The organism is Phycisphaerae bacterium, from assembly GCA_028714855.1.
Classification (GTDB): Bacteria; Planctomycetota; Phycisphaerae; order Sedimentisphaerales; family Anaerobacaceae; genus CAIYOL01.
In genome coordinates this window covers 16,489-29,876 of sequence record JAQTLP010000001.1, presented here as the reverse complement: position 1 = coordinate 29,876, position 13,388 = coordinate 16,489, and the positions used below count along the sequence as shown (strand labels likewise).

Annotated in this window: 13 protein-coding genes; 4 read left to right on the top strand and 9 right to left on the bottom strand. The window is 49.2% G+C overall.

The window, feature by feature from the left end:
• Positions 1-57: 57 nt before the first annotated feature.
• Positions 58-1,062 carry a ketol-acid reductoisomerase gene (gene ilvC / locus PHG53_00135; protein MDD5380035.1) on the bottom strand — a complete coding sequence of 335 codons (1,005 nt, stop codon included), beginning with the start codon at positions 1,060-1,062 and terminating at the stop codon, positions 58-60.
• Between the two features lie 282 nt (positions 1,063-1,344).
• Between ilvC and PHG53_00130 the strand changes: the two genes are divergently transcribed.
• Positions 1,345-1,923: a helix-turn-helix domain-containing protein gene (locus PHG53_00130; GenBank protein ID MDD5380034.1), complete on the top strand. Its 579-nt coding sequence runs from the start codon at positions 1,345-1,347 to the stop codon at positions 1,921-1,923.
• A 31-nt stretch (positions 1,924-1,954) separates the two neighbouring features.
• On the opposite strand, the gene PHG53_00125 is transcribed toward PHG53_00130, so the two are convergent.
• The 6 genes from PHG53_00125 to PHG53_00100 form a co-directional block, all read right to left on the bottom strand.
• Entirely contained in the window at positions 1,955-2,500 is a 546-nt protein-coding gene (locus PHG53_00125) for a hypothetical protein (protein MDD5380033.1), read from the bottom strand.
• The gene (locus tag PHG53_00120; protein ID MDD5380032.1) at positions 2,497-3,075 is read right to left on the bottom strand and encodes an RNA polymerase sigma factor; all 579 of its coding nucleotides are present in this window, start codon (positions 3,073-3,075) and stop codon (positions 2,497-2,499) included. Before PHG53_00120 ends, PHG53_00125 begins: the two co-directional genes overlap by 4 nt.
• Positions 3,076-3,248: 173 nt before the next feature.
• Positions 3,249-4,268, bottom strand: a complete 1,020-nt coding sequence (locus PHG53_00115; protein MDD5380031.1) for an SO_0444 family Cu/Zn efflux transporter — start codon at positions 4,266-4,268, stop codon at positions 3,249-3,251.
• Positions 4,269-4,317: 49 nt separating this feature from the next.
• Positions 4,318-5,523 carry an aminotransferase class I/II-fold pyridoxal phosphate-dependent enzyme gene (locus tag PHG53_00110; protein ID MDD5380030.1) on the bottom strand — a complete coding sequence of 402 codons (1,206 nt, stop codon included), beginning with the start codon at positions 5,521-5,523 and terminating at the stop codon, positions 4,318-4,320.
• A gap of 79 nt (positions 5,524-5,602) precedes the next feature.
• The gene (locus PHG53_00105; protein ID MDD5380029.1) at positions 5,603-6,673 is read right to left on the bottom strand and encodes a DUF362 domain-containing protein; all 1,071 of its coding nucleotides are present in this window, start codon (positions 6,671-6,673) and stop codon (positions 5,603-5,605) included.
• Positions 6,674-7,439: 766 nt separating this feature from the next.
• Positions 7,440-7,613: a hypothetical protein gene (locus PHG53_00100; protein MDD5380028.1), complete on the bottom strand. Its 174-nt coding sequence runs from the start codon at positions 7,611-7,613 to the stop codon at positions 7,440-7,442.
• 77 nt (positions 7,614-7,690) lie between these two features.
• Between PHG53_00100 and nuoE the strand changes: the two genes are divergently transcribed.
• From nuoE to PHG53_00085, 3 genes are read left to right on the top strand one after another with little or no spacing between them, the layout of a single operon-like run.
• Positions 7,691-8,164, top strand: coding sequence for an NADH-quinone oxidoreductase subunit NuoE (gene nuoE, locus PHG53_00095; GenBank protein ID MDD5380027.1), 474 nt, complete (start codon positions 7,691-7,693; stop codon positions 8,162-8,164).
• Positions 8,165-9,919 carry an NADH-ubiquinone oxidoreductase-F iron-sulfur binding region domain-containing protein gene (locus PHG53_00090; GenBank protein MDD5380026.1) on the top strand — a complete coding sequence of 585 codons (1,755 nt, stop codon included), beginning with the start codon at positions 8,165-8,167 and terminating at the stop codon, positions 9,917-9,919. It begins immediately after the preceding gene.
• Positions 9,916-11,997 carry an FAD-dependent oxidoreductase gene (locus tag PHG53_00085; GenBank protein ID MDD5380025.1) on the top strand — a complete coding sequence of 694 codons (2,082 nt, stop codon included), beginning with the start codon at positions 9,916-9,918 and terminating at the stop codon, positions 11,995-11,997. Before PHG53_00090 ends, PHG53_00085 begins: the two co-directional genes overlap by 4 nt.
• Positions 11,998-12,074: 77 nt before the next feature.
• On the opposite strand, the gene PHG53_00080 is transcribed toward PHG53_00085, so the two are convergent.
• Positions 12,075-12,779, bottom strand: a complete 705-nt coding sequence (locus PHG53_00080; protein MDD5380024.1) for a PEP-CTERM sorting domain-containing protein — start codon at positions 12,777-12,779, stop codon at positions 12,075-12,077.
• A gap of 304 nt (positions 12,780-13,083) precedes the next feature.
• A complete protein-coding gene (locus PHG53_00075) occupies positions 13,084-13,317 on the bottom strand; it encodes a hypothetical protein (protein MDD5380023.1) in 234 nt (77 codons plus the stop codon).
• Positions 13,318-13,388 lie beyond the last annotated feature (71 nt).

The following is a 13,388-nucleotide window of genomic DNA, read 5'->3' as shown; positions in this document are numbered from 1 at the left end:
TTCTCCTTAAATTAGTCTGGTTATTTATTGAGAGCTTCTGGAACATAAACTGAAAACTTAGACTTCCTTCGAATTTATCCACTTCATCATTTTACGTAATTTTCTGCCGACCGTCTCGAGCTGGCAGTCATGGTCTGCTTCGTATAGCTGATTAAACTTCTTCAATCCAGTCTTATATTCGTTTACCCATTCCTTGGCGAATTCTCCGGACGTAATCTCCGACAGTATCTTTTTCATTTCTGCTTTTGTCTTGTCGGTGACAATCCTCGGCCCGCGGGTCAGGTCGCCGTATTCAGCCGTGTTGGATATGCTGTATCTCATATAGCTCATCCCGCCCTGATACATAAGGTCGACTATCAGCTTGACCTCATGCATACACTCGAAGTAGGCGATTTCCGGCTGATAACCCGCCTCGACCAATGTCTGGAAACCTGCTTTAATAAGCGACGTAAGCCCGCCGCATAGAACGCACTGCTCCCCGAACAGATCTGTTTCGGTTTCTTCCTGATATGTGGTTTCGATAACGCCTGCCCGTGCGCCGCCGATTCCGTTTGCCCAGGCAAGAGCAATCTGTTTGGCGTCGCCGGTCGCGTCCTGCTGAACCGCTATCAGGTTGGGAACGCCGCCGCCTTTTTCGAACTCGCTGCGGACCAGATGTCCCGGCCCCTTCGGCGCAATCATCACAACATTAACGTCTTTCGGCGGAGTGATATACTTAAAATGAATATTAAACCCGTGACAAAAACCGAGCGTTTGCCCTGCCTTCAGATTCGGCGCAATATGCTCAGTGTAAACCTTCGCCTGAACTTCATCGGGAAGCGTTACAATAATCAGTGCTGCCCCTTTAATCGCCGTCTTTATATCAGTCGGATTAAAACCGTGTTTCTGTGCGAGTTTATAATTATCGGTTCCTGTCAGCTCAGCCACCGCCACCTCAATTCCGCTGTCTCGCAGATTCAAACTGTGTGCGTGCCCCTGGCTGCCGTAACCGATGACCGCAACCTTCTTGCCCTTTAACGCGTCTATTGGCGCATCCTTTTCGTAATAAATCTTTAATGCCATAACTCAAAATCTCCTTGTTTTCTAAATGAAGATTGCCGCTTCACCACTCTTTATAAAGGTGAACCACCACATTATATTAAAAGTCGTTTTTCAAGCAAGATATTTTACACTTTAATCGCCGCAGCAGCATAAACAATAAACCTTTATAGGACGTAGTCCTGCAAAAACACCCGTTTATTGGCCCGCAGGCCGGAAATTCCACGTTCTATGTTAAATAGCCCCCGTTTTAAGCCGAATAAAGACTCAGCCACTCCGTAAATATGTCGTAACAGGGACTAAAAAATGGCAAAAGGAAAAAACGTACTTACAACGGGCGACGTCGCCAAAATTTGCAATGTCGCTCCGCGAACGGTCTCAAAGTGGTTCGATAGCGGCCAGTTAAAGGGCTACCGAATACCGGGCAGCAAAGACCGCAGGATACCCGTGGGCGAGTTGGCTCGCTTTATGAAAGCGAATAATATGCCCGCGACGATGCTGCCGGCCGGAAAAATCCGCGTCCTCATAGCCGACAGCGACAACGATGCGGCCTCGGCCCTGGCCGATACTTTGCGGACAAAAGCCGATTACGAGGTGCAAATCGCCAGGAATAATTTCGAGGTCGGCGTAATCGCCCAAAAATTCGTCCCGCACGTCTTATTGGTAAGCCTTTTAGCTGAAGATATAGACGCAACAGACATCTGCAAAAGTATACGAAGCAACGAGGAATTGCAGACCGTCAAAGTCATAGCACTCGCAAAACAATTAAGCGACTCCGAGTCCGCTGCTTTACTGCATAAAGGTTTCGATGGCCGTATATCAAACCCTGCCGATATTGATAAGGTGGTAAAGGAAATCGAAGAAGCAACCGCGATTATCTATTAGAAACCGCAGGCAGATAACTGCCAATCACCGGTTATTTCCCCTTTTTTTGCAGCATCCGGCTCTGCAGTCTTATTAACTCCTCGGCACTGACCGTTCTTTCACGCAAATTACCGAATAGCACTTTATACTCGCTATCGGAAACCTTCCACTGCATCAGTATCGCATCGCTGTCTCGCGGGTCAACGCTGTCCCCGTAATACACAACGTCCTTGCCTAACTGAGCAAGATATTCGTATCTTGACTTGGCTGTTGCCAAAACATTATTCCTGTCGGCGTCAATACCGCTGAAACAATATTGCAGCAGCAGCTTGCTGTTTTGATATATGCCGGCATTTTCCTGGTTTCGCCCACCGAAGAAATTAGCAAACAAAATCATCGTGAGGATTATCGCCGCCGCTGCCGCTAATTTGCTTATCCTTAAATCTACAATAATATTGACAGTATCTATCCCGCCTTTATGCGCCGAAAGCTGCTGCGGAATTTGATGCTTTATATTTTCAGCAAGATAAGAAGGGGCTCGTCCTGTTGTCGCGTCCGCCAGTTCGTTCAATAATTTTTCCAGTTTTTCTTCTTTCATAATAGCTCTCCGTTTTCAGAGCCCATCTGTCTTTTCAGTTTTTTTAACGCCCTGTTCAGCCTGCTTTTGAAAGTGCCGCACCTTACGCCCGCAGCGTCGGCTGCTTCGACTATAGTCAGGTGCTGCATATAATGCAAAATAACTGCCTGCCTCAATTTTCTAGGCAGTTCCGCAACGGCGTTCTTCAGATGGCCGATCTCTTCCAAATGTCCGGTCTTGTCGCACTCAGGCTCACTGCCGTCCGGAACATCTATCTCTTCGATACTGACCGCTTTGCTGACCCTGTGCCCGCGCCAGTGCAGATTCGAAAGATTACCCGCAATTCTATACATCCAGCTGTTTAATGTCTTCCCGCTTCTTAACTGTCCTATATGCTGCCACGCCGCAATAAAACTTTCCTGCGTCAGGTCCTCACTGACCTGCTGGCTGTGGCCAAGCCGCCTGAAAAACACATAAAGCTGCTCGTAGTATATATCAACAAGCTCGGCCGCGGCTGCACGATTGCCCGCTCTTAGCCGGGCGGCAAGAGAGTTGCGACTTTGCTCCGTTTTGTCGGACGAGTCCGAGTACTCCATACTGCTCCCAGGGCCTCTCTGCCATCTTATAAGATGCGCAAAATAGCCCTTATGTTCCGTAAATTCTGCTTTTTTTCGCTATTTTCGGGCTGCTTCCGCCCAAAAAAGGCATTATAACCTAAATCTGATTTCACTGCAATGGTTTGAAAAGCAGGCCGGCTTCCCAAAAACCCCTATTCGGCCTTCTTTTTTGGGGTCAATAGAGCAAATATCAGGATAGCCAGGAGGACCACCGCTGATATATTTTTAACCGCCGCCGGAAGCATCCAGCCGTGGTAGTGGCCGACAACTTCTGATTTAATGCCGCCGACAATATAATCGAGCGCAATGCCGCTTAGCAGAGAACAGCCCGCGATTGTAACCAGATAGATGATTGCCGTTGTCCTGCCCAAAACTTTCCATATGGTCGCGAAAGATGCCGCGTTGGTGGCAGGTCCCGTCATTAGAAATACCAGCGCCGCTCCTGGCGTCAGCCCCTTCATTATCAGCGCCGCCGCTATCGGCACCGATGCAGTCGCACAAACATACATAGGTGTCCCCAAAGCCATCATAATCAGCATCGCGAATATCCCTGTCCCCAGCTTCTCGGCGAAGAAATCCTCCGGCACAAGAACCGAGATAAAAGCCGCGATAACAAGGCCAATAAGCATTGCCCCGCCGATGTCCCTCGGCAAAGTAACAAAAGCAAACTTTAATCCTCTGGCGATTTTCCTGTTCTCGGCCCCGCCGCAACATTCGTCCGTGCATTTTGGAGGCGCCGGCTCGCCTCCCTTTGGCGCCGGATTGAATAAATCCACAAAAACGCCGCCGACGATGCCCGACACAAAAGCCGCGACAGGCCTGAAAATCGCGAAGACCGGCCCGAGCAGACTGAATGTAACAAAGATACTGTCAACGCCCGTCTGTGGCGTCGATATTAAAAACGCGATGGTCGAACCTTTGCCCGCCCCGTGCTTGTGCAGTGACATCGAAACCGGAATCACCCCGCACGAGCACAATGGCAGCGGCACCCCGAACAGCGACGCCTTCAAAACAGGCCAAATCCCTCTCCCGCCTAAGTGCCTCTCCACCAGCTTCTGCGACACCAGCATAGACAAAATCCCCGCCGCGAGAAAGCCGAACAATAGATAAGGCGACATCTCCGTTATCGTCCCCCAGAAATCAGTCAATATGGATACGATAAATTCCTTCATATTAACTACTACGTTCCCCAAAAACCGAAGTGCTAAAATCCGGCGACCGTTATTTTCTCAATGCCTGTGCCAAATCGCCTATCAAATCATCGACATTTTCGATTCCGACCGCAAGCCGGAAAAGGGTATCGGTTATGCCCAGCTTATACCGCTGCTTCCGCGAATAATCGTAATAGCTCACCAGTGCCGGATGAGTTATCAGCGTCTCAACCCCGCCTAAGCTCGGCCCGATATAGCACAGTTTCAATGCGTCCAAAAATCGCTTTGCGTCGCCGATGGTCCCCTTTATCTCGAAAGTAACAACTCCGCCGCCGCCGGTCATCTGCTCGACCGCTACCTTATAATGACGATGGCTTTTCAAAAAAGGATAATAAACTTTTTTCACACGCGGATGGCCTTCGAGAAACTCCGCGATTTTCAATGCCGTCGCGTTTTGCCTTTCCACCCGCAGCGGAAACGTCTTAAGCCCCCGCAAAAGAAGATAACAGCAGTGCGGGTCTATCAAACCGCCCATAGACTTGTGCAGGTCGCGTATCCTCTCGACTAATTTTTCCTTTCCGAGCACCGCTCCTGCCAGAATGTCGTTATGCCCCGCCAGATACTTCGTCGCGCTCTGCAGAACAAGGTCTATCCCGAATTCCAAAGGCCTTTGATTAAAAGGCGTGGCAAATGTGCTGTCTATAAGCGTCAGAACATTATGCTTCCTCGCAATCTTTTTAAGTTTCACAAGGTCGAAGATATTCAGATAAGGATTCGTCGGCGACTCTGAAAATATAAGCCTCGTGTTCTTCTTTATCGCTTTTTCGAGAACATCATATTTCCCGAACGGAACAATCGTGCACCCGATGCCGAACTGCTTCAGGTAACTCTTGCAAAACTCCAGCGTTTTTTTATAGCTGTCGTCGGTAATAACAATGTGGTCACCCGACTTCACCAGCGTAAGAATGGTCGTGGTTATCGCGCTCATCCCTGATGTAAAGACAACACAGTCCTCCGCACCTTCGAGGTCCGCCAGCCGCCTCTCGGCGATTTGCGCCGTCGGATTGCCGTACCTGCCGTACTCGAAATGCTCCATCCCCTTCTTGGTAAAGTTCTCGATGTGCTTGCTGTCCTTGAACGTAAACGTCGAGGTCTGCACAATCGGAGTCATCAGCGAATCCGCGTATTTCCTTCTCGGCTCTCCAGAGTGAATCGCCCTCGTCGCAAGAGACCATCTGCCGGCTTCATCTTTTGTTTTACCAATCTTCTTAGCCATTACTTTTCCCCTAATCTTAAAAAATGCCGCTTCAAACGATAGCATTCTTTACGATGTGAGTCAATCCAAAACAGAGTTTTCACTTTTCGGGAAAATACTCCCTCAGTATCTCGCTTGCGACCGGCGGACACCCCGGAACGAATCGCCCTTTTCTTTTATGACGAATTGTACAATTGCCGACACACAGCGTCCCCTCCGGCAGATGCTTGTGGCCTTTGCCAATCGCGATAACTATGTCCTTCCCGCCCGGCATCTTGTCCCGCAGCTCTTTTCCGTATCGATTCAAAAACATCAATAACGTCGATTGACACGCGCTGCACGATTGCACGTCCAAAATTGTAAACCCCGGAAACGCGACCGACAGCTTGTCCGGTGCCCGCGCAAACGGGTTTTTGGCTTTTTCCCATCCCTCAGGCGACACTCGAATCGCGTCCGTATCGATTACGCCGTAACCCCTCTCTGCCCCAATCCGCAAATGCGGTATCTCGCTGGCATGTATCCCCATCAGTTCGCACGCGATTGAATCCGCCGCGAAAGCATCTACGCCGACGACAACAACACCAAGTTTCTTAGGCGTCCCTGCGCTCGGCCCTAATCCTTCCATCCCGATTGTCCCGTCAATAATAGATAAATGCGGACGCAAAACCGATGACATATCCGCTATCGCCGTATCCAGCGACCTCTCCTTGTGCCCCGCGAGCTGCGGCAGCATATGAAGGTCCACCTTCGAACGCTTCCACAAACACCCCTTCATATTCTTCACCGATAGTGACACCCCCGTATGCATGTGCGTCTTCATCACCGGAATCGAAACTATAATTTCGTTCTCCGCGACCTCCCTGCACAGCTTCAGCTTTCTGATCGTGACCCCGTCCGGTATTCCAATGGGTACACTCTTGCGGGCGTCCATATCTATCAATGGGCAATTCCGCACCTCTGCTATCGCTTTAATCCCGCAGTTCTCGAACGCCTCCGCCATCTTAACGCCCGTTATTGGGCTTTCACCTATGGCAACCTCGGCCCCTGCCTCCCTGAATGCGTCTATCGCCGCCGCCACTACCTCTGGATGTGCGGTAATGCCTTTCCCCGCCTCGACATTTCTCCCTGCGTTTGGCTTTAATAGAACTCGTTTGCCTTTGGCCGGCGTCAAATCTATATTCGCAAGCGCCTTCCGTGTATTCTTATAAGGCCCCTCTCCAGACGCCCAGAAAACCTCCGGCCTCGATGCGTCATCTTCAAAAACCCTGTGAGATAAATTGCTTTCGGTACCGATGTATTCACCCTTTTATTTTTTGCAAACTATAATCACGTTCCTTCGCCATAAATAATACTGCCAAAACCCCCCAATGTTCAACCATTAACTTTTGTCATTGCGAGCGCAGCGAAGCAATCTCAAAAATATTTAGCCCCCAAATTTATTTGGGGGTTCTCTTAAATACCTTTCCCACTCTTCACACCTTTCTAACCTTCCCTAATCAACTGCTCTACTGTTCTACTTCTCAACTTTCTCGCGAAGCGCCCCCAACCTCGAAAACTCCGAGACAATTGGCGAAAGACTTAATCGCCAATTGTAAGTGCCATCGCCTGTCCTCGATTGCTGCTTACTTGGTCTTCTATCGGGGGCCAGAACGCTTTCGGTGAGCTAACTTGAAAAACCTAGTTCGAGAGAATTATAGTTTTTAAACCTTCCACCCGCTAAACCCCCGCCAAAAAATCCATGTTAATTTAGGCGGCCTGCACCCAAAAATTCCTCTTCTCCTCATCTACTCATCACCCCATCTACCCATCTACTTTTTGTCTCACTTTGCAGCATTTTTGCGCACATTCACAGCGCTTTTCCGTACATTTGTAGCACTTTTCTGTACATTTTTACCAATTTACAGCAATTTTTACCTTGCCCAAACCACCCATTTTAATCATTTTAACATCGCCGCCAAATCCTCATCAACGTTTCCAATCGGGTTTATTCTCTTTACTATCTGCGGCAGGTCTTCACACACCATGCCTTGACAAACTGTCTCTTCTTGCGGATAATCCACGCTTTTATTGGTCTTGTGCGGAAAACATCTGACAGTACCGCGCAAAATCATGTAGAAAAACAGCTTTCGGTAAACATCTTAACCGCTGAATCGTAGCGTTATATGTCGCCGAACCGAAGGAAACGTGAATGAAAGTTGACCTTGCTGAGACAAAAAAAATAATCGAGCGCTATCGCAGTGAAAAAGGCGCGTTAATCCCGCTGCTGCAGGATATACAGGCCGTTTACGGATATGTTCCCGCTGAATCCATAGAATTAATATCAAAAGAGCTGTCTATTTATCCCGTAAAGATTTACGGAATATTGACATTTTACACCCAGTTCTATCTCGCTCCGCGGGGCAAACACACAATCAAGGCTTGTCAGGGCACCGCCTGCCACGTTATGGGCGGCAAGGCTATCCTCGACCACCTGTCGGATAAATTGGGAATAGACGTGGACGGAATCACGCCGGACAATATGTTTTCTCTGGAAAGAGTCGCCTGCCTCGGATGCTGCGGCATGGCGCCAGTCATTGTAATCGACGGCGACTTCCACGGAAGGTGCACGATTCAAAAGATAGATGAGCTTCTGGATAACTACAGGTCAGGCAAAGCTAAATAAATGAAAACCAAAATACTTATATGTATGGGTACGAGTGGGCTTTCAGCCGGCGCTGAAAAGGTGGAAAGCATTTTTAAAAGCGAGCTGAAGCGGCACAAATTAACCGACAAGTGCGAGATTGTAAGGACCGGCGACAGGGGCCTGTTTAGAGACGTATTGGTGGATATTATCACGCCGGAGCTCGGCAGGGTCACTTATGAATATATCAAGCCCTCCGATGTGCCCGAACTCGTTGAAAAGCACCTCGTTTCAGGCGAACCGGTAAAAAAACTGCTTGCTGGAAAAGATTACGAGCAGTTCTTCGCCGGCCAGATGCGAATCGTTCTTTCGAATTGCGGCGAGATTGACCCCGAGAATATCGATGACTATTTATCGCACGGCGGCTACAGCGCGCTGAAAAAAGTGCTTGGCATGGCCCCGGAAAAAGTTATTGAAGAGATTAAAAAATCCGGCCTGCGGGGCAGGGGCGGGGCAGGCTTTCCTACAGGGCGGAAGTGGGAATTGTGCAGGGCCGTCAAGAGTAATGAAAAATATGTAATCTGCAACGCCGACGAAGGCGACCCCGGCGCTTTTATGGACCGCAGCGTATTGGAAGGAGACCCGCATTCCGTAATTGAGGGAATGATTATCGCCGGTTACGCCATAGGCGCAAGCCACGGATACGTTTACTGCCGGGCGGAATATCCGCTGGCGGTGCAAAGAATAAACAAGGCCATCTCGCAGGCCAAAGAAAAATCGCTTTTAGGCAAATCCGTTCTCGGCAGCACCTTTTCTTTCGACATTCGTATAAAAGAAGGAGCCGGTGCATTTGTATGCGGCGAGGAAACCGCCCTTATTGCCTCTATAGAAGGCAATCGTGGAATGCCGAGGCCCAGGCCGCCTTTCCCTGTAGAAAAAGGACTATGGGATAAGCCGACGGTCATCAATAACGTGGAAACTTTGGCTGCCATCAGGCATCTAGTTACAAAAGGGGCCGGGTGGTTTGCCGCTATCGGAACAGAAAAGAGCAAAGGCACCAAGGTTTTCGCCCTGGCGGGAAAGGTAAAAAATACTGGTCTGGTGGAGGTTCCGATGGGGACAACTATACGAGAGCTTATATTCGGCCCGGGCGGCGGAATGGTAAGTAAGAGGCTCGGATTAAAAGCCGTCCAGATAGGCGGACCTTCGGGCGGGTGTCTGCCCGAAAGTCTTTTGGATACGCCTATCGATTACGAATCCATTACGCAGACCGGCGCAATTATGGGTTCGGGCGGAATGATTGTGATGGATGAGCGCGCCTGTATGGTTGATATGGCGAAATTTTTTATAAATTTCACGGTGGCCGAATCCTGCGGAAAATGCGTCCCCTGCAGGGTGGGATTAAAAAGAATGCTCGAAGTCATTGATGCTATCACCGAAGGCAAAGGCCGCGAGGAGCACATTAAGTTCCTGCAGGAAATGAGCGGAACTATAAAAAGTACTGCGCTCTGCGGGCTTGGCAATACTGCCCCCAATCCGGTACTGACGACCCTGAAATACTTCAGGGATGAGTACGAAGCACATGTGAAAGACAGGATTTGTCCATCCCACGCGTGTTCGGAACTTTTGAAATACGAGGTCATTGAAAGCAAGTGTGTTAAATGCGGGCAATGCTACAAGGCCTGTCCCGTTGATGCAATCCGGTGGCGAAAGAAAGAATACGCAGTAATTGACAAAGACAAATGTATAAAATGCAAGGCTTGTTTTAATGCCTGCGAGTTTATGGCCATACAATGATTAAATTAAATATCAATGGCAGAAAGATAGAAACGCAAGCCGGAAAAACAGTGCTCGAAGCGGCGCTGGATGCCGGCATTTATATACCCAATTTATGTTATCATCCCGACATTCCCCCAATAGGTTCCTGCCGCCTGTGCATCGTAAAAATTGATGGTGTCCCCGGTTTTCCTATCGCCTGTGCCACGCAGGTCAAAGATGGAATGGTCGTGCATACCGACTCCGAGCAGATTCAGGAGTTCAGGACAAATATCGTCTGGCTGATGCTCAGCGAGATTGGAGCGGACGTAGAAAAACCCTCTCAGCTGAAAAAGGTCGTCGAATGGATAGGAGTAAAAGAAGTGCTCCGCGGATATGTCCCTCATTCGAGAAACCTCCCCGTGGTCTCGGACGAGCCTTTATTTGTCAGGGACATGAATAAATGTATCCTGTGCGGACGCTGCATCAAAATCTGTCAGGAAATCAGGGGTGTCGGCGCGATTGGATTCGTAAACCGCGGCATAAATACGATTGTCGGAACGGGCAGCGATTCATCTATCAGGGACGCCGATTGCAAATTCTGCGGCGCCTGCATCGAAGTATGTCCCACAGGCGCGCTGGCCGACAAAGAAACCTTCGAAGAACAGGAACGCGAGAAAAAGCTTCTCCCTTGCAAAGACGCCTGCCCAGCGCACGTGGATATTCCGCGATATGTAAGATTTATCGCCGAAGGCAGGTTTCAGGATGCCGTGGAGGTCATAAGAGAAAAAGCCCCGTTCCCGTACGTATTGGGCTGCGTATGTACCCACCCATGCGAAGACGCCTGCCGCAGGTGCGATGTAAATGAGCCGGTGGCCATAAGGGCGCTGAAAAGATTCGTTGCCGAGCAGGATTCGAACGCCTGGCAGAAGAAAGTCACAATCGCGCCGCAAACGGGCAAAAAAGTCGCCATCGTAGGTTCCGGCCCCGCCGGATTGACCGCTGCGTGGTTCCTGCGAAAACAGGGACACTCGGTGACTGTTTTTGAATCCCTCCCCGAGCCGGGCGGAATGCTCAGGACTGGAATCCCAAGATATCGTCTGCCGGAAAAAGTCCTGAATCAGGAAATCAAATATATTGAGAATATCGGCGTAGAAATAAAAACAAATACGAAAGTAGAATCGCTCGACCACCTGTTCGAGCAGGGTTTCGATGCCGTTTTCCTGGCTATTGGTGCCCATCAGGATATGAAAATGGGGATTCCCGGAGAAGATGACCCGCGGGTGCTGGACAGCGTGTCCTTCTTAAGGGATGTAAATGCAGGGGGCAAGGTTGACATCGCCGGCAAAGTGGCTGTCGTCGGCGGAGGCAACGCCGCCATTGATGCAGCCAGGACCGCCCTCAGGGCTGGCGCGGAAAAAGTTACCATCCTCTATCGGCGGACCCGCCAGGAAATGCCAGCGGCCCACGAAGAGGTCGAAGATGCGATAAGCGAAGGCGTAAACATCGATTTTCTTGTGGCGCCTCAAAGGGTGCTGCCTGAAAAGAACAAATTAAAATTAGAATGCATCAAAATGAAGCTGGGCGAGCCTGACGCCAGTGGAAGAAGAAAACCTGTCCCCATCGAGAACAGTAATTTCACAATCGAACTCGACAGGATAATAACAGCTATCGGCCAAAAACCCGCTGTGCCGGAGAAATTCAATCTCGGCGCGAACAAGTGGGGATATACCCTCGCAGACGAAGAGACTCTCGCCTGTTCGAGAAAAGGTGTCTTTTCAGGAGGCGATATGGCAAGCGGGCCTGCCTCTGTAATTGAAGCGATTCAAGCCGGCAGAAAAGCAGCGATTTCCATAGACAAATACCTCGGAGGCAAAGGCCAAATCGACCAGAAGTACGCACCCGACGAGCCGGAAAATCCCAAACTGGGAAGGGACGAAGGTTTTGCCGATAAGCCAAGAGCTAAAATGACTGCCCTCGCCGCTGACAAAAGAATAAATGACTTTTGTCAGGTAGAATGTGGTTTTGATAAAGAAACCGCTATGGAAGAAGCGAAGCGGTGTCTGAGATGCCGGCTAAGACTGCAAATTTCCAAAGCACCTTTCCCTCCCACAAAGTAATTATCGCAACAAAAACGGCTGCGAGGACAAATCCTCGCAGCCGTTAATTCTACATATTTTTGCAAATCAACTTCTGTTTACCGTTTACTGCGAAGCAGACTCAAAGCGCCAAACCCAAGCAGACAAATCGTCGCCGGCTCGGGGACAAGCACTACACCAAGCGTGCTGCCGCTGCCAATTCCGCTCGCATCGCCAGTAAAAGTGTACGCCAAAACCTCACAGTCAAGATTGCCGTCAAATACTTCTACATTATTCACAGGCGGGTCATTGATAAACGGCCTGTATGTTCCTGTGGGAACTACCACAAGTGCGTTTCCAACTATATCGCCGGCAAGTACCGTCTGATGCCACGCCGTGAGAGTCCACTTGATATCAGAGCCGCCGACAGTTTCGGCCAGACCGTCGTATTCATAAATAGTCAGTCCGCCTGCAAGATTGATATTGAAAACGTAACATTCAGGGTCGCTGTAGTTCAGCGTCCAGGTACCATCGGTATGGTTATCGGGGAAGGCCGCATTGGCCGGATAGAGGTAGGTGTTGATATTGGCAATATCACTATCGAGTATACCAGCCTGATACTCCATGTTGATCTGGAAATTATCTGTTATTGCATACCCAGATACATCCTCCCAAACAGTTGTCCAACCACCAAGTGTCAGACCTGTTGAGGCAACATAGAACGTCTCGTCCCTGACCGTAGCTGCGCCGCTCCAGTCTGCTTGCGCAACATCACTAACTCCTAAAATCATTACTACCAAACAAATTGTAATTAACTTTTTCATCCCATCTCCTCCAAAAATGTTAAATAAACTTAATGCGTTAATAAAATAGATCAGCAGTGACAGTCGATTTTGCGGGAAATAAAGGGGGAAACGCTCATCCTTTGAGTACTGAATTCACCCTCTCCATCCTTCTTCTCGTCACTCTCACTCTTCCTTCCTTTGCCGGCCCAAAAAACGAACCTGCCTAACGGCCTAAAACCCTACTCCGCCTCGCTTAAATTGTCAAGCAAAATGGCAAGCTTTCTAACCTTTTTGGAACCTATTCTTAAAAATCCCCATTTTTTACCTAAAAACACGGTAAGCTTCATAAAAAGTCGAGCAACCTGTGAAATTCGCATACGCCGGAGGCATACACCAAAACCAGGCAGAAAAAACCCCAAAAGCTGAATTTCAGCGCTGTCCCAACCACATCTATATCTGTCCAGCCCCGCCGGCTGATAAAACCGCTATTATCACCGCAACAGAACACACCCAGTTTCTTATTCTCATTTTCTGTGCCCTTAACATATTTGACATATTGCCCATGCTTTGGTATCATTCCCCGTTCACAGCTTTTGACGATACCAAAACAAACAAATTCAGAATTCAATACCAATATTAAATTAGAGG